The 17944-nt window shown below is 70.4% G+C and carries 23 protein-coding genes and 1 tRNA gene; 13 read left to right on the top strand and 11 right to left on the bottom strand.

Annotated elements, in window-relative coordinates:
- Nucleotides 1-63: 63 nt before the first annotated feature.
- Both FJM51_RS18005 and FJM51_RS18000 read right to left on the bottom strand, forming a co-directional pair.
- A complete protein-coding gene (locus tag FJM51_RS18005) occupies nt 64-1416 on the bottom strand; it encodes a GAF domain-containing protein (protein WP_140455522.1) in 1353 nt (450 codons plus the stop codon).
- Nucleotides 1413-1922, bottom strand: coding sequence for a hypothetical protein (locus tag FJM51_RS18000; protein WP_140455521.1), 510 nt, complete (start codon nt 1920-1922; stop codon nt 1413-1415). The genes FJM51_RS18005 and FJM51_RS18000 overlap by 4 nt, the downstream gene beginning before the upstream one ends.
- A gap of 265 nt (nt 1923-2187) precedes the next feature.
- Between FJM51_RS18000 and FJM51_RS23855 the strand changes: the two genes are divergently transcribed.
- Complete coding sequence (locus tag FJM51_RS23855; protein WP_181164618.1) at nt 2188-2364, top strand: hypothetical protein; 177 nt, start codon at nt 2188-2190, stop codon at nt 2362-2364.
- Between the two features lie 27 nt (nt 2365-2391).
- Here the strand turns inward: FJM51_RS23855 and FJM51_RS17995 are convergent, their stop codons facing one another.
- Nucleotides 2392-2802: a secondary thiamine-phosphate synthase enzyme YjbQ gene (locus FJM51_RS17995; protein ID WP_140455520.1), complete on the bottom strand. Its 411-nt coding sequence runs from the start codon at nt 2800-2802 to the stop codon at nt 2392-2394.
- Nucleotides 2803-2857: 55 nt separating this feature from the next.
- Here FJM51_RS17995 and yghX point away from each other — a divergent pair, with 55 nt between their 5' ends.
- Nucleotides 2858-3745, top strand: coding sequence for a YghX family hydrolase (yghX, locus tag FJM51_RS17990; RefSeq protein WP_140455519.1), 888 nt, complete (start codon nt 2858-2860; stop codon nt 3743-3745).
- A gap of 16 nt (nt 3746-3761) precedes the next feature.
- Here the strand turns inward: yghX and recQ are convergent, their stop codons facing one another.
- A complete protein-coding gene (gene recQ / locus FJM51_RS17985) occupies nt 3762-5858 on the bottom strand; it encodes a DNA helicase RecQ (RefSeq protein ID WP_233713175.1) in 2097 nt (698 codons plus the stop codon).
- Nucleotides 5859-5871: 13 nt separating this feature from the next.
- Entirely contained in the window at nt 5872-6441 is a 570-nt protein-coding gene (gene rsmD, locus FJM51_RS17980) for a 16S rRNA (guanine(966)-N(2))-methyltransferase RsmD (protein WP_140455518.1), read from the bottom strand.
- A 143-nt stretch (nt 6442-6584) separates the two neighbouring features.
- Here rsmD and FJM51_RS17975 point away from each other — a divergent pair, with 143 nt between their 5' ends.
- Nucleotides 6585-7073, top strand: coding sequence for a peroxiredoxin (locus tag FJM51_RS17975; RefSeq protein ID WP_140455517.1), 489 nt, complete (start codon nt 6585-6587; stop codon nt 7071-7073).
- A gap of 14 nt (nt 7074-7087) precedes the next feature.
- On the opposite strand, the gene FJM51_RS17970 is transcribed toward FJM51_RS17975, so the two are convergent.
- Nucleotides 7088-7450: a 4a-hydroxytetrahydrobiopterin dehydratase gene (locus FJM51_RS17970; protein WP_140455516.1), complete on the bottom strand. Its 363-nt coding sequence runs from the start codon at nt 7448-7450 to the stop codon at nt 7088-7090.
- Nucleotides 7451-7513: 63 nt separating this feature from the next.
- Between FJM51_RS17970 and FJM51_RS17965 the strand changes: the two genes are divergently transcribed.
- Both FJM51_RS17965 and ybaK read left to right on the top strand, forming a co-directional pair.
- Nucleotides 7514-7891, top strand: a complete 378-nt coding sequence (locus FJM51_RS17965) for a DUF4186 domain-containing protein (protein ID WP_140455515.1) — start codon at nt 7514-7516, stop codon at nt 7889-7891.
- A complete protein-coding gene (gene ybaK, locus FJM51_RS17960; RefSeq protein ID WP_140455514.1) occupies nt 7888-8364 on the top strand; it encodes a Cys-tRNA(Pro) deacylase in 477 nt (158 codons plus the stop codon). Before FJM51_RS17965 ends, ybaK begins: the two co-directional genes overlap by 4 nt.
- Nucleotides 8365-8379: 15 nt before the next feature.
- On the opposite strand, the gene FJM51_RS17955 is transcribed toward ybaK, so the two are convergent.
- The 3 genes from FJM51_RS17955 to FJM51_RS17945 are packed head-to-tail and all read right to left on the bottom strand — an operon-like array spanning nt 8380 to nt 10851.
- Entirely contained in the window at nt 8380-9564 is a 1185-nt protein-coding gene (locus FJM51_RS17955) for a GNAT family N-acetyltransferase (RefSeq protein ID WP_140455513.1), read from the bottom strand.
- A 45-nt stretch (nt 9565-9609) separates the two neighbouring features.
- Entirely contained in the window at nt 9610-10383 is a 774-nt protein-coding gene (locus FJM51_RS17950) for a glycerophosphodiester phosphodiesterase family protein (RefSeq protein ID WP_140455512.1), read from the bottom strand.
- 3 nt (nt 10384-10386) lie between these two features.
- Nucleotides 10387-10851, bottom strand: coding sequence for a RidA family protein (locus FJM51_RS17945; protein WP_140455511.1), 465 nt, complete (start codon nt 10849-10851; stop codon nt 10387-10389).
- A 275-nt stretch (nt 10852-11126) separates the two neighbouring features.
- Here FJM51_RS17945 and FJM51_RS17940 point away from each other — a divergent pair, with 275 nt between their 5' ends.
- Genes FJM51_RS17940 through pdxH form a run of 3 tightly spaced genes read left to right on the top strand, consistent with a single transcriptional unit; the run spans nt 11127 to nt 13071 of the window.
- Complete coding sequence (locus tag FJM51_RS17940; protein WP_181164617.1) at nt 11127-11858, top strand: MlaA family lipoprotein; 732 nt, start codon at nt 11127-11129, stop codon at nt 11856-11858.
- Nucleotides 11845-12459, top strand: coding sequence for an MlaC/ttg2D family ABC transporter substrate-binding protein (locus FJM51_RS17935; protein ID WP_181164616.1), 615 nt, complete (start codon nt 11845-11847; stop codon nt 12457-12459). The genes FJM51_RS17940 and FJM51_RS17935 overlap by 14 nt, the downstream gene beginning before the upstream one ends.
- Nucleotides 12460-12465: 6 nt before the next feature.
- Nucleotides 12466-13071: a pyridoxamine 5'-phosphate oxidase gene (gene pdxH, locus FJM51_RS17930; RefSeq protein ID WP_140455508.1), complete on the top strand. Its 606-nt coding sequence runs from the start codon at nt 12466-12468 to the stop codon at nt 13069-13071.
- Between the two features lie 23 nt (nt 13072-13094).
- Here pdxH and FJM51_RS17925 read toward each other — a convergent pair whose 3' ends face one another.
- Both FJM51_RS17925 and FJM51_RS17920 read right to left on the bottom strand, forming a co-directional pair.
- Nucleotides 13095-14195 carry an alkene reductase gene (locus FJM51_RS17925; protein ID WP_140455507.1) on the bottom strand — a complete coding sequence of 367 codons (1101 nt, stop codon included), beginning with the start codon at nt 14193-14195 and terminating at the stop codon, nt 13095-13097.
- 76 nt (nt 14196-14271) lie between these two features.
- Nucleotides 14272-15207: a glutaminase gene (locus FJM51_RS17920; RefSeq protein WP_140455506.1), complete on the bottom strand. Its 936-nt coding sequence runs from the start codon at nt 15205-15207 to the stop codon at nt 14272-14274.
- Nucleotides 15208-15376: 169 nt separating this feature from the next.
- On the opposite strand from FJM51_RS17920, the gene FJM51_RS17915 reads away from it, so the two are divergent.
- The 5 genes from FJM51_RS17915 to FJM51_RS17895 all read left to right on the top strand — a co-directional run bounded on the left by FJM51_RS17915 (nt 15377) and on the right by FJM51_RS17895 (nt 17901).
- Entirely contained in the window at nt 15377-15703 is a 327-nt protein-coding gene (locus tag FJM51_RS17915; RefSeq protein WP_140455505.1) for a transporter, read from the top strand.
- 89 nt (nt 15704-15792) lie between these two features.
- Complete coding sequence (locus FJM51_RS17910) at nt 15793-16527, top strand: SDR family NAD(P)-dependent oxidoreductase (protein WP_140455504.1); 735 nt, start codon at nt 15793-15795, stop codon at nt 16525-16527.
- Nucleotides 16528-16759: 232 nt separating this feature from the next.
- Nucleotides 16760-17278 (top strand): cold-shock protein, encoded by a 519-nt coding sequence (locus tag FJM51_RS17905; RefSeq protein ID WP_140455503.1) that lies wholly within the window; start codon nt 16760-16762, stop codon nt 17276-17278.
- Nucleotides 17271-17762 carry a DUF192 domain-containing protein gene (locus tag FJM51_RS17900; RefSeq protein ID WP_140455502.1) on the top strand — a complete coding sequence of 164 codons (492 nt, stop codon included), beginning with the start codon at nt 17271-17273 and terminating at the stop codon, nt 17760-17762. The genes FJM51_RS17905 and FJM51_RS17900 overlap by 8 nt, the downstream gene beginning before the upstream one ends.
- A 62-nt stretch (nt 17763-17824) precedes the next feature.
- A tRNA-Pro gene (locus tag FJM51_RS17895) sits at nt 17825-17901 on the top strand.
- The last annotated feature ends 43 nt before the right edge of the window (nt 17902-17944 follow it).

Raw genomic sequence — 17944 nt, 5'->3', positions numbered from 1 at the left:
ATCGGGCGCCGCGCCGGTTGCTAAGTGCTTCGGCGCGGAATGCTCACCAACGCTAAAAGCTTGCTAAACGGCGTCCTCCGCCGGTCCCGCCTGCTGGAGCGCGAGCCGCGAGGAGGCCAGCAGCTGGAATCGGCCCCGGCCGGATTTCTCGATCCGGAGGCAGGCCCGGCGCTCCTCGAGCCGCTTGCGCAGCAGCACGAGGCGCGCGTCGAGGTTGTCGGCGGGCGCGGGCAGGCGCAGGCCCGGGTCGAGCCGGAGCTCGCGCGTCGTGAATTCCGTCCGCCCCGTCGCGAGATGCTCCCGCGCGAGCCGCCAGAGGATCGCGCCGGCGACGCCCTTGATCAGGTAGTCGTGGTCGAGAAAGACGCTCTGGTCGTGCGGGAAGTAGCGCATGGTCACCATCCCCTCGCCCGGCGGCGGCGCGGGCGCGGCGGCGGCCTCGGCCTCCTCGGCCTCCTGCCGGATCAGCGCCATCCGCGCGCCCAGATGCCCGGCGACGAGTGCGAGCGCGTCCTCTTCCTCGTAGCCGAAGCGCATCACCGTCTCTGCCTCGGCGAAGAGCACGCCCGCGACGCGGCCTCCCTCGCGGATCGGCAGCGCGATCTGGCTCCGGGGCGCGGAGAGGCCCGGAAAGAGGATGGTCCGCGCCTCCTCGCAGAGAAGGCCCGCGCGGCGCGCCGTCGCGCTGACCGCGGCGCCATAGCGGTATTCGAGCGTCATGTGGCCGATCCGGATCGGCGTGTTCTCCCGCGCGGCGACGCCGATCACGCCCTCGCCGAGCAGCACCTCGGCCCCGACCCCGCCGCTCGGATAGCCGTGCGTCGCGACGGTATAGAGCCGGTCGCCGCCGCCCTCGGCCATCAGGATGATCGACTGTTCGATCCCGAATTCGCGGGCGAGCGCCCCGGTCACGCCGTCGAGCAGTTCCTCGAGATCCTGGAGCCCGTCGAGCGCCTCGCAGGTCCGCCGCGCCGCCGCGAGCAGCGAGCGCCGGTCGGGCGGCAGGGGCCGGACCGGACCCGGCACCGCCTCGATCGCGCGCACCCGGAAGATGTCCGCCCCGAGCAGCCGGAAGATGTCCTGGGCGCCGTGATAGGAGGCGATCCCGGCGAGCTTGGCCTTCATGCTCTCGAAGATCGGACCGCTGGTCTGGGTCTCCTCGTAATCGAGATCGAGCCGGTGATGGGCGAGCGTCTCGGGATCGGTGATCTGCACCGCGGCCCTGCGGGTGGCGAGCAGGTTCCGCCGGGTCTTGTTGAAGAACTGGTAGGAGAGCGCGACGCGGCCGGGATCGACGTAATGCACCTGGCTGATCATCGAGACGTTCGGAACCCCCTCGCCGTCGCAGGTGGCGAGCAGCGCCGCGAACACCCCTTCGAGCGAACGGCGCAGCCCGTCGATGCCTGGCTCGCTCATCGCGCGATCTCCGTGCCGGCGCCGGGTCCGGGCGTCTGCAGGAAGACCCGCTCGGGCCGAAGTTCGATCGCGGTCAGTTCCCCGGCGACGAAGGCGGTGTAGCCCGCCGCCTGGGTCCGGTTGAAACCGATCTCAACGAGGCCGTCACTCGCGAGCGCGACCTGGCGGTCGAGTTCCGGCAGGTCGTCGGGCGAGGCGGGGCACCGCGCGGCCGAACCCGCCTTCACCTGGAAGGCGCCGAAGGCGCGGGTGGAGACGAAGGTGACGGCCAGCGCGCTCCCGGCCTCGATCGCGGCGAGCAGGCGGAGATTGGCGGGCTCGCTCAGCAGGATCCGCATCCGCCCGTCGGGCCGGAGCCTGCACCCGACGCCGAGGCCCACCACGGGGCGCCCGTCGGCGTCGCGCGCGGCCATCGAGATCGCCGCGCCGTTCTGCGCCAGCGCGACCACCTCGGGCGGAAGCGCCGGCTCGGCGGCCGGGGGCGCGGGTTCGGGTTTTTCCGGCATCGTCTCTCGGGTAATGGCGCGCGGCGGAAATCGGCGAGAGGCTACATGCCCCCGCGCGGCCTGAGAAGCGCCTTTCCGATTCGTCGCCGTGGCGGACCCGATTCGCCTATCCGCGTGAACAACTCAGGCACGAAAAATGCGCGCTCCTGGTCGAAAATGCTCGATTTTCCAATGCCCGCGCGCATGTGAACGCCCCCGCGCTTGCGTTCGCGGCCCGCTTGCGAGATGATTCAGGCTTGGGTCCGAGGGGACACAAGGAGAAACCATGCCTGAGCAGAACAAGACCGAGTTGCTTCGCGCCTCGATCGAGGAAGAACTGGGCGGATTCCGGCATTTCGCCGATCTGCCCGCCACGGAGATCGAAGCGATGGCGGCGCGCCTCGTCCGCGTCGTAAACGATATCGTCGGCCAGTCCGACATGCCGGAGAGCCGGGCCGCCTGAGGCGGCCCGCTCGACCCGCCGCGCGCCTCAGGCGAAATGCGCGGCCACTTCGCGCCGGTGTGGCCGGCGGCGATGTTCCCAGAGATAGATCCCCTGCCAGGTGCCGAGCATCGGCGCGCCATCGGCGACCGGGATCGACAGCGACACGGGCAGAACCGCCGCCTTCAGATGCGCCGGCATGTCATCCGCCCCTTCGAGCACATGCCTCAGCCATGACATCGACGGGTGGTCGGCCGGCGGAACGAACCGGCCGAGCCAGGTTTCGAGATCGGCCCGGGCCGTGGGATCGGCGTTCTCCTGGACGAGCAGCGAGCAGGAGGTATGCCGCGCAAAGAGCGTCAGCAGCCCGTCGCCGCGCCCCCGTGTGAACCGCCGCGCCTCGGCGGTGAATTCGTAGAGCCCCGGCCCGTCCGTCGCCACTGTGAAGATCGACCGCATCGCCTCGCCGCGCCCCCGTGCTACCCTCTCCGTCACGATAACGGGAGAGCCTGCGATGACCAGACTGACCGCGAAGGATTTTCACCCCGAGCTCCTGGAGCTCTACGACTTCTACGCGCATGGCAGGATCACCAAGCGCGACTTCCTCGATCACGCCGCGAAATTCGCCGTCGGCGGGCTGAGCGCCGCCGGCATCCTCGCCGCGATGAGCCCGAACTACGCGCTCGCCCGGCAGGTGAGCGCCGAGGATCCCGACATCGTGGCGAACTACATCACCTATTCCTCCCCCCACGGGAACGGCGAGGTCCGCGCCTATCTCGTCATCCCGTCGAAGGCGCCGGGCAAGGTGCCGGGGGTCGTCGTCGTCCATGAGAACCGGGGCCTCAACCCCTATATCGAGGATGTCGCCCGCCGCGTCGCCAAGGCGGGGTTCATCGCGCTCGCCCCGGACGGGCTGACCTCGGTCGGCGGCTATCCGGGCAATGACGAGGCGGGGCGGGAACTGCAGGCCAAGGTCGATCCGGAGAAGCTCATGAACGACTTCTTCGCCGGATTCGAATTCCTGCTGGCCGAACCCAGGACGACCGACAAGGTCGGGATCACCGGTTTCTGCTACGGCGGCGGCGTCGCGAACGCGGCCGCCGTCGCCTATCCCGAACTCGCCGCCGCCGTGCCCTTCTACGGGCGGCAGCCGGCGGCGACCGACGTGCCGAGGATCCAGGCTCCCCTGCTCCTGCATTACGCCGGGCTCGACGAGCGGATCAACGCCGGCTGGCCGCCCTACGAGGCGGCGCTGAGGGAATACGGCAAGACCTACGAGGTCCACATCTACCCGGATGTGAACCACGGTTTCCACAACGACACGACGCCCCGCTACGACGCGGCGGCGGCGGAACTGGCGTGGAACCGGACGATCGACTGGTTCAGGCGATACCTCGGCTGACGGGGCGCCGCGCGGATCACTCCGCGGCGCGCAGCGCCTCGAGGAAGGCTTCGCCGAAGCGTTCCGTCCGCGCCGCGTCCATGCCCGGGATCCGCGCGATCTGCGCGAGCGAGGTCGGACGCGCCTCCGCGACGCGCGCGAGCAGCCCCGCGCCGCAGGAGAGCGGCTTCGCCAGGCCATCGGCGCCCCGTGCTAGGCGGCGGTGGGCCTCCTCCAGCCGGTCATAGGCCGCGCCCTCGGCCGATCCCGCGAGCCTGCGCCGCGCCGGATGCGGCAGGTCCGGCGCCGCGCCGGTCAAGACGGCGAGGAAGGTCGGCCCGAACCGCTCGAGCTTCGTCGCGCCGACGCCGCTGATCGCGCGCATCTCGTCGAGCGTTCCGGGCCGGGCCGTCGCCATCTCGATGAGCGTGCGGTCGGGAAAGATCACATAGGCGGGCACGCCCTGCGCCTCGGCGAGTTCGCGCCGCTTCGCCTTCAGCGCGGAGAGCAGCCCCTCGTCCTCCTCCGCGACCTGGGCGAGCACGCGGCGGGTCGGCGCGGCGGCGCGCGCGACCGTGTCGGCGCGAAGCTCCAGCGCCTCTTCCCCGCGCAGGATCGGGCGCGCCGCCTCGGTCAGGCGGAAGGCGCCGTGGCGCGAGGGATCGGGGCGGATCAGGTCGAGCCCCATCAGCTGGCGGAAGATCGTCTGCCACTGCGCCTTGGAGAGATCGCGCCCGGCCCCGAAGGTCGGGAGCTGGTCATGTCCCCGGCGCAGCACCCGCTCCAGCCGGTCGCCACGCAGGATCGCGATCAGATGCTCGGCCCCGAAGCTCTCGCCCGTCCTGAGCATCGCGGAGAAGGCCTTGCGCGCCGCCTCGGTCGCGTCGAAGAGCGCCGGGCGGTCGCGGCAGAGGTCGCAATTGCCGCAGGGCTCGGCCAGGGTCTCGCCGAAATAGGCGAGCAGCGTCTGCCGGCGGCAGCGTTTCGCCTCCGCCAGCCCGAGGAGCGCGTTCAGCCGCTTGTGGTCGGCCTCCTTGCGCTCCATCGGCGCCGCGCCCTCGTCGATCTGGGTCCGGCGCAGGCGGATGTCGTCGGACCCGTAGAGCGTCAGCGTGTCGGCGGGCGCCCCGTCGCGGCCGGCGCGGCCGATCTCCTGGTAATAGGCCTCGATCGATTTCGGCAGGTCGGCATGGGCGACATAGCGGATGTCGGGCTTGTCGACCCCCATGCCGAAGGCGACCGTGGCGCAGACCACCAGCCCGTCCTCGCGCTGGAAGCGCGTCTCCCCGAGCCGCCGGTCCTCGTCGGAGAGGCCCGCGTGATAGGCGAGCGCGGTATGGCCGGCCTCCGTCAGCGCCGCGGCGAGGCTCTCGGTCCGCGCGCGGCTCGCGCAATAGACGATGCCCGAGAGGCCGGGGCGCGCGGCGACGAAATCGAGGATCTGGCGCCGGGGATTGTCCTTGGGCTGGAAGGCGAGCGAGAGGTTCGGCCGGTCGAAGCCGCGCAGGAAGACCCGCGGCCGCGTCTCGCCGAAGAGCCGGGCCGCGATCTCGGCGCGGGTCTCGGCGTCGGCGGTGGCGGTCAGCGCCACGGTCTGCACGCCGCCGAGCAGCTTGCGGAGCGCGCCGAGGCGCAGGTAGTCGGGCCGGAAGTCGTGGCCCCACTGGCTGACGCAATGCGCCTCGTCCACCGCGAGCAGCGAGACGCCGATCCGGCTCATGAGCCCGCCGGTTCCGGCGGTGGCGAGCCGTTCGGGCGCCATGTAGAGCAGCTTCAGCACCCCCTGATCGAGCGCGGCGAAGACTTCCTCGGTCTCCTCGGGGCTGTTGCCCGAGGTGAGCGCGCCGGCGGCGACGCCCGCGGCGCGGAGCGCGCGGACCTGGTCGCGCATCAGCGCGATGAGCGGGGAGACGACGACGGTCACGCCCGGCCGCGTCAGCGCGGGAAGCTGGTAGAGCAGCGACTTGCCGCCGCCCGTCGGCATGATCGCGAGCACGTCCTCGCCCGCCTCGACCGCGGCGACGACCTCCTCCTGGCCCGGACGGAAGCCGGAGAAGCCGAAGACCTCGCCGAGGAGCCGCCGCGCCGCGCCCTCGCCGAGCGCTGTGTCGGTGGTCACGCTGGGGCCGGTCAAGGGCGGCCCCCGGTCATCGATCGGCACGGAAGAGGGTGATCATCGTGTCTCCATAGCGGCGCGCGTCGAGGAGGGTCAAGGCGGCCGGCGGAACCGGCGCGGTGTTCTCCTCCCAGACGACGAGCGCCCCCGGCGCGATCCAGCCGCCTTCGAGCGCCGCCGCGATCGCGCGTTCGCCCAGGCCCTTGCCATAGGGCGGATCGAGAAAGACGAGATCGCACGGCATCCCGGGATTTGGTCCCGGCCGCGTCGCGTCGCGGGCGAGCACCCGCGCCGCCTCCCCGACGCGGAGACGGCCGATGTTCTCGCGCAGCAGGCCGAGCGCCTTCGCCCCCTTGTCGACGAAGACCGCGCTCGCGGCCCCCCGTGACAGCGCCTCGAGGCCGAGCGCGCCGGTCCCGGCGAAAAGGTCGAGCACCCGCGCGCCCTCGATCTCCGGCACGTCGCCGAGATCGGCGTGCAGGATCAGGTTGAAGAGGCTCTCGCGCACCCGGTCCGAGGTCGGGCGCAGATGCGCCGCCGCGTCCCCCGCCCCGAGCGCGGCGAGCGCCGTTCCCCGGAAGCGTCCGGCGATGATCCGCATCAGGCCCGCCCGCTCCGGGCCGGGGCGCTTCGCGCGCCGTCTTTCGTCATCGGGCCGACTTTCCGGTTGGTGTTCGCGATCGCTCCTCTATATGGCGGATCGGGTCCGCCGCGAACAGGCGGATGGCAACGGAGATGAACGAGATGAGCATAGCCGTCGGCGAGAGCCTGCCCGAAGGCACGTTTCTGGAGATGGGACCGGACGGCCCGGCCGAGGTGACGGTCTCCGACCTCACCGGCGGGCGCAAGGTCGTGATCTTCGGTGTGCCCGGCGCCTATACCGGCGTCTGCTCCACCCGGCACGTCCCGAGCTTCATGCGCGTCGCGGACGAGCTGCGCGCGAAGGACGTGGCCGATATCGTCTGCGTCTCGGTGAACGATCCCTTCGTGCTCGGCGCCTGGGCCGAGGCGACCGGCGGCGCCGGGGCGGGCCTGCGCTTCCTCGGCGACGCGACCTCCGCCTTCACCAAGGCGATCGGGCTCGACTTCACCGCGCCGGCGCGCGGGCTGGTCGACCGTTCGAAGCGCTATGCGATGCTCGTCGAGGACGGCGTCGTGAAGGTGCTGAATGTCGAGGCCTCGCCCGGCGAATGCGAGCTCAGCGCCGGCGAGACCCTGCTCGCGCAGGTCTGAGGCTCCCGGCGGCGTCAGCCGTGGCGGACCTGACAGAGGCAGAGCGCGGGCTCGGAATGGTCGCGCTGCACCTCGACCGTTCCGCCCGCGATCTTGTCGAGCCGCTCGGCGAGCTTCACGTCGAGCGCGCTCAGTCCCCCGCAGGAATGCGTCGTCAGCGTCACGTCGACCACGTTGTAGACATTCTTCCATTCCGGGTGATGGTTCAGCTTCTCCGCCGCGAGCGCGGCGCGGGACATGAAGCCCCAGGCCTCGGAGAAGGACCGGAACTTCCAGATCTTGCGGATCGCATCGCGCGCGGGATCGGCGCGCCAGCCGCGGGCATCGAGGTCGGGCAGAAGCTCCTCGCGCTCCCCGGCGGTCAGGATTTCGGTCATGGATGCCTCCCTCGGTCTCGAAAAGCGGATGCGCGGCGCGCCGGGCCGGGCTAGGTGTCGCGCATGGAGCATCTTGCCGAGGAACCCCGCCTCGCGCCACTTTCCCGGTTGGAAACGTCGGCCTTCCGTCGCCGGTTCCGGCTCGGGGCCAGGGAGCGCGACTATGCCAACCGCAAGGGCCGGTCTGAGATCGCCGCCCACGCGGCGGATTTCGTCGCGCGCCGCCTCGCGCCCGCCGAGCCGGCGAACGACGGGCGGCAGACGCCGATGCGCGGCCATCCGGTCTTCATCGCCCAGCATGCCACGGCGTCCTGTTGCCGGGGCTGCCTCGCGAAATGGCACAAGCTGCCGGCGGGGCGGCCGCTGACGGACGGCGAGCAGCGGGCGATCGTCCGGCTGATCCTCGGCTGGATCGACCGGGAGATGGGATACCGGCCATGACCGCGAGCACCCAGGCCACCCGCGCGCTGACCGGCGCCGGGATCACGTTCGGCACATATGCGTATGCCTATTCGAAGGGGAGCGAACGGATCGGAGAGCAGGCGGCGGCCGCGCTGGGGCGCCCGCCGGAGCAGGTGTTCAAGACGCTGATGCTCGAGGTCGACGGCGAGCCGCGCTGCGTCGTCGTCCCGGTCGCCGCGAGCGTGTCGATGAAACGCGCCGCGGCGGTCTTCTGCGGCAAATCGGCGCGGATGATGGAACCGGCGAAGGCGGAGCGGCTGACCGGTTACGTCGTCGGCGGCATCAGCCCGCTGGGGCAGAAGCGCCGGGTGCCCGTGGCGCTCGACGACAGCGCGATGAAGCAGGCCGAGATCGTCGTCAACGGCGGACGCCGCGGCTTCATGATCGCGCTCGGACCCGAGGATCTGCGCCGGGCGACCGGGGCGGAAGTCGCGCGGCTCACCGCCGACTGAGCGGCCCGGCGGGGCTCAGTCCTGCTCCGGCACATCCGCGCAGCGGCGGAAGGGGCCGTAGGCGGTCAGCACCTCGATTTCCTGATCCACCGCCCGCGCCTCGGCCTCGAGATACTCCCGCACCGCCCGTGCGAAGGCGGGATCGGCGATCCAGTGCAGCGAATGCGTCTGCGTCGGCAGATAGCCGCGCGCGAGCTTGTGCTCGCCCTGCGCGCCCGCCTCGACCCGGGCGAGCCCGCGGTCGATCGCCGCCTCGATCGCCTGGTAGTAGCAGAGTTCGAAATGCAGGAAGGGATGGTCCTCGACGCAACCCCAGTAGCGGCCGAAAAGCGTGTCGCTACCCATGAAGTTCAGCGCGCCCGCGACCCAGCGCCCGTTTCGCCGCGCCAGCACGAGCAGGATGTCGTCGCGCAGCGTCTCCTGCGCGCGGTCGAAGAACTCCCGCGTCAGATAGGGCGAGCCCCATTTGCGCGAGCCGGTGTCCTGGTAGAAGCGCCAGAAGGCGTCCCAGTGCGCGGGTTCGATCGCATCGCCGGTCAGCGAGACGATATCGCCGCCGAAGGCCTGGGCGCGCTCCCGCTCCTTCCGGATCGTCTTGCGCTTGCGCGAGGAGAGATCGGCGAGGAAGGCGTCGAAATCGGCGTAGCCGCGGTTCACCCAGTGGAACTGCTGGCTCGCGCGCCGCAGCAGCCCGACCGCCTCGCCCCAGGCCGCTTCCTCCGCCGCGCAGAAGGTGATGTGGAGCGAAGAACAGCGGTTCGCCTTGGCGAGCCGGAGCGCGCCCTCGACGAGCGCCGCGCGCCCCTCCGCCTCGCGACCCGGCAGGGTCAGGAAGCGCCGGCCGGTCGCGGGCGTGAAGGGGACCGCCGATTGCAGCTTCGGATAGTAGCGCCCGCCCGCGTTCGCATAGGCATGCGCCCAGTTGTGGTCGAAGATGTATTCGCCCTGGCTGTGGCTCTTCGCATAGAGCGGCATCACCGCGAAGACCTCGCCCTCGGCGCGGGCGACGAGGTGGCGCGGGAGCCAGCCGGTGCCCGGGCCGACCGAGCCGGACTCCTCCAGCGCGCTCAGGAAGCGGTGCGTGGTGAAGGGATCGACCGGGCGCCCCGCCCCGGGCGCGGCGCAGCGATCCCATTCCTCCGCGGAGATTTCCGCGAGGGATGTCAAGGACGTGATCTCTATCGCACCGCGGTCTTCCATCGCGCCTCCTCAGCGGAGCATGAGATGGCAGTCGCGCCCCCGAGGTCAAGCGGCGGGCCGGTATCCCTCGAAGGTAATGTTGTGCGCGACACGGCGCGCCGCCGCCTCCTCCGCCGGCGAGCGGATCGTCCAGGTCAGGATGGGCGTCCCGCCGGCGCGGAGCGCCCCGACCGCGGGGTTGCCGAGGTCGGTCCGGTCGTGGGAGACGAAGCCGCAGCCGAGCGGCGCGAAATCCGCGAGCCGCGCGAGATGCGCGCGCCGCGCCGCGGCGATCCCCCATTCGGTCTCGTCGAAGGCGCAGGAGGTGAGACCGCGCGGCAGATCGGGCGCGGCCTCGGCGAGGGCCGCGACCGAATGCGGGTTGAAGGACATGAGCGCGACCGGCCCGCCGTAGCCCGCGAGGAGCGCGGCGATCCGCCGTTCGAGCGCGCCCACCCCCGGGCCGAGCACGTGGCTCTGGTCCTTCACCTCGATCAGGAGCGGAACACGGCCCGCGACGAGGGCGAGGAAGTCCCTGAGCGTCGGGATCGTCTCGTGATCCGCCGCCCCCGCGAGCGGGATGGCGGCGAGTTCGGCGGCGGGACGGGCATTGAAGGCGCCGTTCCGGCCGGTGAGACGTTCGAGCACGTCGTCATGGAAGACGAAGGCCTCGCCATCGGCCGAGGCCTGGATGTCGCATTCGATGCCGTATCCGGCCGCGATCGCCGCCTCGGCGGCGGCGCGGCTGTTCTCGATCCGGCCGCCCGCGCGATCGTGAAGGCCCCGGTGCGCGATCGGCGCGCCGAGGAAGGCGGGCGGGAGCGGGACGGCGCGGGCCATGGTTCAGGAGACCTGGAAGATCCCCTCGACCTCCACCGCGACGCCGAGCGGCAGCGAAACGCAGCCGACGGCCGCGCGGGCGTGGCGGCCGCGGTCGCCGAAGACCTCGGCGAAGAGGTCGGAGGCGCCGTTGATCACCTTCGGATGGTCGGTGAAATCGGGGGTCGCGTTGACGAAGCCGGTGAGCTTGATCACCTCCACCACCCGGTCGAGATCGCCGTCGCAGGCGGCGCGCAACTGGGCGATCAGCGCGAGCGCGCAATGGCGCGCGGCGCGGTAGCCTTCGTCCGGGCCGAGGTCGGCGCCGAGCTTGCCGACGATGAAGCCGTTCTCGTCGCGGCTCACCTGGCCGGAGATGTAGATGAGATCGCCGGCCTTGGCATAGGGCACGTAGTTAGCGGCGGGCGCCGGGGCGTCGGGCAGGGTGATTCCGAGTTCTTCGAGGCGGGCGTCGATGGCCGAGGGCATGGGGAGCACTCCTGGTTCTTCGGTTTTCCGGTTTTCCGGGGAGGCCGGCGCCGGCCCCGTCGGTTCGTCGCGCGCAAGCTATCCAGAAACGCGGCGGGAGGGAACGCGCTTTCAAGCGCCGCGTTGAAGACGGCCGGAACGCCGGACCGGCCGGAAAATCTCCGCCCGGACCGGCCGCGGGGTGACGAGCGGGCATGGCGCCCTAGCTTCATCCACGCTAGATTGCCGGCCAAAGGGACGAGGGATTGGGCGAGAGTATGAAGAGTGTCGCGCGGATGCTGTCTCCGCTGGGTGGCTTGTTTTTGCTCGGAGCCTGCGCGACTCCGCCATCGGGCGATCCGAACGATCTGAGCTGGGATCCGCTGGAACCCTACAACCGTCCCGTTCACGAGACGAACGTGGAACTCGACGCGCAGGTGATCGGTCCGGTGGCCCGCGCCTATGGCAATACCGTGCCCCAGGTGGCCCGGAACGGGATCCGCAACGTCCGCGACAACTGGAAGCTGCCGGGCGAGATCATCCAGTACGGCCTTCAGGGCAACGGGCTGCGCGTCGCGCAATCGACGACGCGCTTCGCGGTCAACACGCTCCTCGGCCTCGGCGGCGTCCTCGACATCGCCAAGGACATGGGGCTGCCCTATCGCGAGACGGGATTCGACGAGACCTTCTACCAGTGGGGCATCCCCGACGGCGGCTATCTGGTGATGCCGGTCTTCGGCCCGGGAACGCAGCGCGACTGGACGGCCTGGGCGCTCGATCAGTTCGCCGATCCGACCTATTACGTGCTGTCCGGCCCGGTGGTGAACGGTCTCCTTGTCGTGAGCGGGCTTGATATCGTGAACGACCGGTATGAACTCGATCCCATCGTGGACCAGTTGCTTCACAATTCGGCCGACAGCTACACGGCGACGCGGGTCAGCTACCTGCAGAACAAGCGTGCGCGGCTGTCGGAGGGCGAGGGCAATTCGGACCTCGACATGTTGGAGGATGTCTATGCGAATCAATGAAGCTGGCCTGAGCAGGCGCGCGATCATGCGCGGCGCCGCGGGGCTCGGCCTCGCGCTCGCGCTGGTCGGACCGGCGCGCGCCGACGCGGCCGCGAGCGCGCAGCAGCTCGTCGTCTCCCTGTCGGGCGAACTGACGAAGCTCGTCAATTCCGGCCAGTCGACGAACCAGGTGATCTCGAGCTTCCAGACGATCATCATGCGCTACGCCGACATGAGCGCGGTCTCGGCCAGCGTTCTCGGCCCGACCTGGCGGAGCGCCAGCTCGGCGCAGAAACAGGCCTTCGTGCCCGCCTTCACCGGCTATTTCGCCCGCCGCTACGGCAAGACCTTCTCCGACTACAAGAACGCGACGATCCAGGTGCAGGGCGCGCAGGACGCGGGCCGGGCCGGGGTTCTCGTGAGCTCGGTCGTGAAGCGGCCGGGGCAGGAGGATATCCGCGTCGGCTGGCAGATCGCGTCCGGCTCCGGCAGCCCGAAGGTCGTGAACCTGATCATCGAGGGTGTCTCGGCGCTCGCGAGCGAGCGGGCGGAGGTCGCGGCGATGCTCGACGCGCAGGGCGGCGATCTCGACCGGCTCATCGCCCAGATGAAGAGCAGCTGACGCGTCATGGCGAGCGAGCGGGGGGGAATCTTCGCGGGGGAGGATCCCTTCGTCCTCGCCCGCGCCTGGCTCGCCGCGGCTGAGACGGCCGAGCCCAACGACCCGAACGCGGTCGCGCTCGCCACCGTCGACGCCGACGGCCTGCCCAACGTCCGGATGGTGCTCCTGAAGGAGATCGAGGACGACGGTTTCGTCTTCTACACCAATTACGAGAGCCGGAAGGCCGAGGAACTTGCCTCGGGCAAGGCCGCCTTCGTCATGCACTGGAAGTCGCTCCGCCGGCAGATCCGGGTCCGGGGCACGGTGACGAGGGAGGAAGGGCCGAAGGCCGACGCCTATTACCGCTCGCGCGGGTTGCAGAGCCGCCTCGGCGCCTGGGCCTCGCGGCAGAGCCGGCCGCTCTCCTCACGCGCCGCGCTGGTCGCGGAGGTCGCGCGGATCGCGGCGCTGAAGGGCATCGACCCGGCCCGGCCGCCCTTCTGGGGCGGGTACCGGATCGCGCCCGTGGAGATCGAGTTCTGGGCCGACGGCGCGCACCGTCTGCACGACCGCTTCCGCTGGACCCGTCCGGGGCCGGGCGGGTCCTGGACGGTGACCCGCCTCAATCCCTGACCGGGGCGCGCCTGCCGGGCACGTCAGACCGGGGCGGCCTCGGGCAGGGAGGGGTAATCGGTATACCCCCCCGCCCCGCCGCCGTAGAACGTGTCGCGGTCGGGCTCGTTCAGCGGCGCGTCCCGGCGGAGCCGCTCCACCAGATCGGGATTGGAGATGAAGAGCCGGCCGAAGGCGACCGCGTCGGCGGCCCCGCTCTCCACCGCGTCGATCGCCATGCGCCGGTCATAGCCGTTGTTGGCGATGTAGACCCCCTTGAAGAGAGAGCGCAGCCGCGCGATCGCCTCCGGATCCGGGTACGTCCGCGCCCCGCCGGTCTCGCCCTCGATCATGTGCAGATAGGCGAGCCCATAGGCGTCGATCCGCTCGATCGCGCGGGCGTAGAGTTCCTCGGCGCCCTCGATCTCGACGCCATTGGCATGCGAGAAGGGGCTGAGCCGCACGCCGACGCGATCCGCGCCGATCGCCTCGCTGACGGTCGCCACCACCTCCTCGAGGAAGCGCGTCCGGTTCTCGACCGAGCCGCCGTAGGCGTCGGTCCGCTCGTTGGCCGAGGCGCGCAGGAACTGCTCGATCAGATAGCCGTTCGCGGCGTGGATCTCGACCCCGTCGAAACCGGCGGAGCGCGCGTTCATCGCCGCGTGGTGATAGTTCGCGAGCACGCGGCCGATTCCGCCGATGTCGAGCGCGCGCGGCGCGGAGACGGGCTGGAACTTCTCGCCGTCGAAGGTGCGCGCCTCGGCGGTGAGCGCCGAGGGTCCGACCGGCTGGGCGCCGTCGGGGAGGAGCGAGGTGTGCGAGATCCGGCCCACGTGCCAGATCTGCGCGACGATCGCGCCGCCCTCGGCATGGACCGCCTCGGTGATCCGGCTCCAGCCGTCGATCTGGGCGGCCGAATGGATCCCCGGCGTCAGCGCGTAACCCTTGCCCATCGGGCTGATCTGCGTCCCCTCGGAGATGATGAGCCCGGCCGAGGCGCGCTGGCGGTAGTATTCGACCGCGAGATCGCCCGGCGCGTCGTCCGCGGGCCGGGCGCGGTTGCGGGTCAGCGGCGCCATGACGACCCGGTTCCGCAGCGACAGCGCGCCGGCCTTGAGCGGGGTGAAGAGTTTCGCTTCAGTCATCGGAAGGCTCCTTCGAAGTGCCTGTCTTCGGGCATGATCTGTCGCACGGCTTCCAAAAGCCAAGAGCAAAGGCGTCTCAGCCGAAGACCGACCAGCCGGTGCGCCGCGCGAGCATCTCGAGCGCGAGCGAGCCGAGCAGCGAGTTGCCGAAGGCGTTGAGGCCGGGCGACCAGACCGCGACCGCCGCCCGGCCGGGCGCGATCGCGAGAATGCCGCCGCCCACGCCGCTCTTGCCGGGCAGGCCCACACGATAGGCGAAATCGCCGGACTGGTCGTAATGGCCGCAGGTCAGCATCACCGCGTTGATCCGGCGCGCCCGCGACGGGCTGACGATGGAGCCGCCCGTCACCGGATCGCGGCCGTTGTTGGCGAGGAAGAGCCCGACCCGCGCCAGCTGGCGGCAGGAGATCGCGATGGCGCAATGGTGGAAATAGACGCCGAGCACGTGATCGACCGGGTGCCGCATCTGGCCGTAGGAATGCATGAAATAGGCGAGCGCGCGGTTGCGGTCGCCGGTGGCCTGTTCCGACCTCGCCACCGCCTGGTCGATCGCGATGCTCTCGTCCTCGGCGAGGGAGCGGACGAAGCGCATCATCTCCCCGATCGCCTCCCGCGGCGTGTGGCCGGCCAGAAGCAGGTCCGTGATGGCGATGGCGCCGGCGTTGATGAACGGGTTGCGCGGGACCGCGTGTTCGTATTCGAGCTGGACGATCGAATTGAAGGCCGAGCCCGAAGGCTCCCGCCCGACCCGGCTCCAGACCGCCTCGCCATGCTTGCCGAGCGCGAGCGTCAGCATCAGCACCTTCGAGATGCTCTGGATCGAGAAGGCGGTATCGGCGTCGCCCACGACATGGGTGTCGCCGTCGAGCGTGATCACCGCCATGCCGAAACCGCGCGGATCGACCCGGGCGAGCTGGGGGATGTAGTCGGCGACGGCGCCTTCCCCGAAGCGGGGGGCGAGGGTCTCGTGGATCTCCCGAAGGATGTGGTCGAGATCTGGTCTTTCGGGCATAATGGGAGCGTTAACCAAAAATTAATCTTGAACCGAGACGTCCGATTGTTAAGGGCCCGCCGCCAGGGCGAGCCTCCACATTAGTCCGGGCCGAAGCGCGACGAAACCGTCCGCGCATCCAGCCCGCTCACGAAAGGCGCCGCGCACCCGCGGCGGGAGGGATCGTTCGATGCATGCCATCCTGTTCATAACGGCCGTGGTCGCGATGACCACGCTCGGAGACTATTTCCTCAAGCTCGCCTCGGATCGGGAGAGCCTGCTCGGCAACGCGCATTTCCTGGGCGGGGCGCTGATCTACGGGCTGAGCGCGGTCGGCTGGGTCTATGCGATGCGCCATCTCCCGCTGGCCTCGATCGGCGTCTATTACGCGATGCTGAGCCTGCTTCTCGTGGTCGGGCTCGGCGTCGTCGTCTTCGGCGAGAAGCTGAGCGGGCGGGAGGCGCTGGGCATCCTGTTCGCCTTCGCCTCGATCGGACTGACGGCGCGGCTGCACTGACCCCGCGACGCCGTAACGCGGACCGCGATCCTTGATCCGGTCCGCGGCTCGCCCTAGCCTGAGGACCAGGCCGAAGCCCGGAGCGCGCGATGCCGGACCGCAAGACCCTGCTGCTGACCGGAGCGAGCCGCGGCATCGGCCACGCGACGGTGAAGCGCTTCTCCTCCGCCGGATGGCGGGTGATCACCTGCTCCCGCCACGCGTTCCCGGAGAACTGTCCCTGGCCCGCCGGACCCGAGGATCACATCCAGGTCGATCTCGCCGACCCCAACGACACGATCGAGGCGGTGGCGGAGATCCGGCGGCGCCTGCCGGGCGGACGGCTCGAGGCGCTGGTGAACAACGCCGGCATCTCGCCGAAGGGCGAGGGCGGGGCGCGGCTCGACACGCTGACGACCGACCTGCGGACCTGGGGCCATGTCTTCCATGTGAACTTCTTCGCCTCGGTCGTGCTGGCGCGCGGACTGATCGAGGAGTTGCGCGCCGCCCGAGGCGCCATCGTCAACGTGACCTCGATCGCCGGCGGGCGGGTGCATCCCTTCGCGGGCTCCGCCTATGCGACCTCCAAGGCCGCCCTCGCCGCGCTGACGCGGGAGATGGCGCATGACCTCGGGCCGCTCGGGATCCGCGTGAACGCGATCGCACCCGGCGAGATCGAGACGGAAATCCTCTCGCCGGGCACCGCGAACCTCGTCTCCTCCATCCCGCTGCGCCGTCTCGGCCAGCCGAACGAGGTCGCGGACACGATTTTCTTTCTGTGCTCGCCCGAAAGCAGCTATCTTTCGGGAGTGGAGATCGAGATCAACGGAGGACAGCATGTCTGAACGTCCAAATGCGATTGGACGTGGCGGGCATTGTCGCGCCACAGTTGAAATGGCGCCCTCCCGCCCTGACAACCCGGAATTTCCCGTTGCACGCACCCGCATTCGGGATATGACGGATGACAGAAGGTAGATCTAGCGTTGGCCCCGGATTCGCGTGGTGGAGGGCTTTATTTGTGTAGAGTTCGGCCGGAGGCCTACAATGGCCCGCGTTGAACAGGTAGAGTACTGTGAAATGGTTGTACGCGGTCACGTCAAATGGTTCGACACCACCAAGGGCTACGGTTTCGTCGTCGCGGAGGACGGCGAGGGTGACATCCTGCTTCACGGGAATGTGCTGCGGGTCTTCGGCTTCACCTCGGTGGCCGAGGGCGCGGAGATCGTGCTGCGCGTGCAGATGACCGACCGCGGGCGCCAGGCGCTCGAGGTGCTCGACATCCTTCCGGCCTCGGCGCCGGCGCAGGAGACCGCGGCGGCGCTGCCCGTCGAGGGCGCGCCGAGCGGGCCGCTTCAGCCCGCGCGGGTGAAATGGTTCGACCGGGTCAAGGGCTTCGGCTTCGTCAATGTCTACGGCCGGACCGAGGACGTCTTCCTGCACATGGAGACGCTGCGCCAGTACGGTTACGGCGAGGTGCTGGCGGGCGACGTGCTGGCGGTCCGCATCACCTCCGGCCCGCGGGGGCCGATGGTCTACGAGGTGCGGAGCTGGGACTACGTGGCGCGGCAGCGTCAGGCGGGCGAGGGCGATGACTGACCCCCGCTTCGCGGGCGCGGCCGCCGTCCTCCTCGCCGCCCTTCTCGCCACCGGAACCGCCCGCGCCGAGGGCGCCTGCGATCCCTCCCGCGTCGATATCCGCGACGCGGACGGTTCGGCGCGGATATCGGTCGAGGTGGTGGACACGGCCCAAGGGCGGGAACGCGGCCTGATGTACCGGGAGTCCCTGCCCCGCTACTCGGGCATGCTGTTCGTCTACGAATACGCGCAGCCGGTGGCCTTCTGGATGGAGAACACGCTGATCCCGCTCGACATGCTGTTCTTCGATGCTTCGGGCCGGCTGGAGCGGATCCACGAAAACGCCCGGCCGCTCGACCGCACGCCGATTCCCGGCGGCGAGGACATCCGCTTCGTGCTCGAACTCAACGCCGGCATGGCGAGGACGCTCGACATCGAGCCGGGGGCGGAACTCCGGCATCCGGCCGTCGATCAGGCCGCCGCCGCCTGGCCCTGCGGCCAGTAAACCGGCCCGGCGCCCGCGAATCCGCTTTTCTCACGCCCCGCCTCGGGCTAGAGCAGCCGGGTCGGGGCGTGGCGCAGCCTGGTAGCGCGACGGTTTTGGGTACCGTAGGTCGCTGGTTCGAATCCAGTCGCCCCGACCAGCACTTAGCGGACATCGGAATGCCCGGTTTGCAGAGCGGTTTG

The sequence above is a fragment of the Amaricoccus solimangrovi genome (assembly GCF_006385685.1).
GTDB lineage: Bacteria > Pseudomonadota > Alphaproteobacteria > Rhodobacterales > Rhodobacteraceae > Amaricoccus > Amaricoccus solimangrovi.
Note: the sequence above shows the minus strand (reverse complement) of the source record. Positions and strands in the feature narration are given on the sequence as shown.

What these genes read in the sequence shown, in the direction of transcription:
- FJM51_RS18005 (WP_140455522.1), bottom strand. Translation starts at nt 1,416, where the DNA reads ATGAGCGAGCCAGGCATCGACGGGCTGCGCCGTTCGCTCGAAGGGGTG.
- FJM51_RS18000 (WP_140455521.1), bottom strand. Translation starts at nt 1,922, where the DNA reads ATGCCGGAAAAACCCGAACCCGCGCCCCCGGCCGCCGAGCCGGCGCTT.
- FJM51_RS23855 (WP_181164618.1), top strand. Translation starts at nt 2,188, where the DNA reads ATGCCTGAGCAGAACAAGACCGAGTTGCTTCGCGCCTCGATCGAGGAA.
- FJM51_RS17995 (WP_140455520.1), bottom strand. Translation starts at nt 2,802, where the DNA reads ATGCGGTCGATCTTCACAGTGGCGACGGACGGGCCGGGGCTCTACGAA.
- yghX (WP_140455519.1), top strand. Translation starts at nt 2,858, where the DNA reads ATGACCAGACTGACCGCGAAGGATTTTCACCCCGAGCTCCTGGAGCTC.
- rsmD (WP_140455518.1), bottom strand. Translation starts at nt 6,441, where the DNA reads ATGCGGATCATCGCCGGACGCTTCCGGGGAACGGCGCTCGCCGCGCTC.
- FJM51_RS17975 (WP_140455517.1), top strand. Translation starts at nt 6,585, where the DNA reads ATGAGCATAGCCGTCGGCGAGAGCCTGCCCGAAGGCACGTTTCTGGAG.
- FJM51_RS17970 (WP_140455516.1), bottom strand. Translation starts at nt 7,450, where the DNA reads ATGACCGAAATCCTGACCGCCGGGGAGCGCGAGGAGCTTCTGCCCGAC.
- FJM51_RS17965 (WP_140455515.1), top strand. Translation starts at nt 7,514, where the DNA reads ATGGAGCATCTTGCCGAGGAACCCCGCCTCGCGCCACTTTCCCGGTTG.
- ybaK (WP_140455514.1), top strand. Translation starts at nt 7,888, where the DNA reads ATGACCGCGAGCACCCAGGCCACCCGCGCGCTGACCGGCGCCGGGATC.
- FJM51_RS17955 (WP_140455513.1), bottom strand. Translation starts at nt 9,564, where the DNA reads ATGGAAGACCGCGGTGCGATAGAGATCACGTCCTTGACATCCCTCGCG.
- FJM51_RS17950 (WP_140455512.1), bottom strand. Translation starts at nt 10,383, where the DNA reads ATGGCCCGCGCCGTCCCGCTCCCGCCCGCCTTCCTCGGCGCGCCGATC.
- FJM51_RS17945 (WP_140455511.1), bottom strand. Translation starts at nt 10,851, where the DNA reads ATGCCCTCGGCCATCGACGCCCGCCTCGAAGAACTCGGAATCACCCTG.
- FJM51_RS17940 (WP_181164617.1), top strand. Translation starts at nt 11,127, where the DNA reads ATGCTGTCTCCGCTGGGTGGCTTGTTTTTGCTCGGAGCCTGCGCGACT.
- FJM51_RS17935 (WP_181164616.1), top strand. Translation starts at nt 11,845, where the DNA reads ATGCGAATCAATGAAGCTGGCCTGAGCAGGCGCGCGATCATGCGCGGC.
- pdxH (WP_140455508.1), top strand. Translation starts at nt 12,466, where the DNA reads ATGGCGAGCGAGCGGGGGGGAATCTTCGCGGGGGAGGATCCCTTCGTC.
- FJM51_RS17925 (WP_140455507.1), bottom strand. Translation starts at nt 14,195, where the DNA reads ATGACTGAAGCGAAACTCTTCACCCCGCTCAAGGCCGGCGCGCTGTCG.
- FJM51_RS17920 (WP_140455506.1), bottom strand. Translation starts at nt 15,207, where the DNA reads ATGCCCGAAAGACCAGATCTCGACCACATCCTTCGGGAGATCCACGAG.
- FJM51_RS17915 (WP_140455505.1), top strand. Translation starts at nt 15,377, where the DNA reads ATGCATGCCATCCTGTTCATAACGGCCGTGGTCGCGATGACCACGCTC.
- FJM51_RS17910 (WP_140455504.1), top strand. Translation starts at nt 15,793, where the DNA reads ATGCCGGACCGCAAGACCCTGCTGCTGACCGGAGCGAGCCGCGGCATC.
- FJM51_RS17905 (WP_140455503.1), top strand. Translation starts at nt 16,760, where the DNA reads ATGGTTGTACGCGGTCACGTCAAATGGTTCGACACCACCAAGGGCTAC.
- FJM51_RS17900 (WP_140455502.1), top strand. Translation starts at nt 17,271, where the DNA reads ATGACTGACCCCCGCTTCGCGGGCGCGGCCGCCGTCCTCCTCGCCGCC.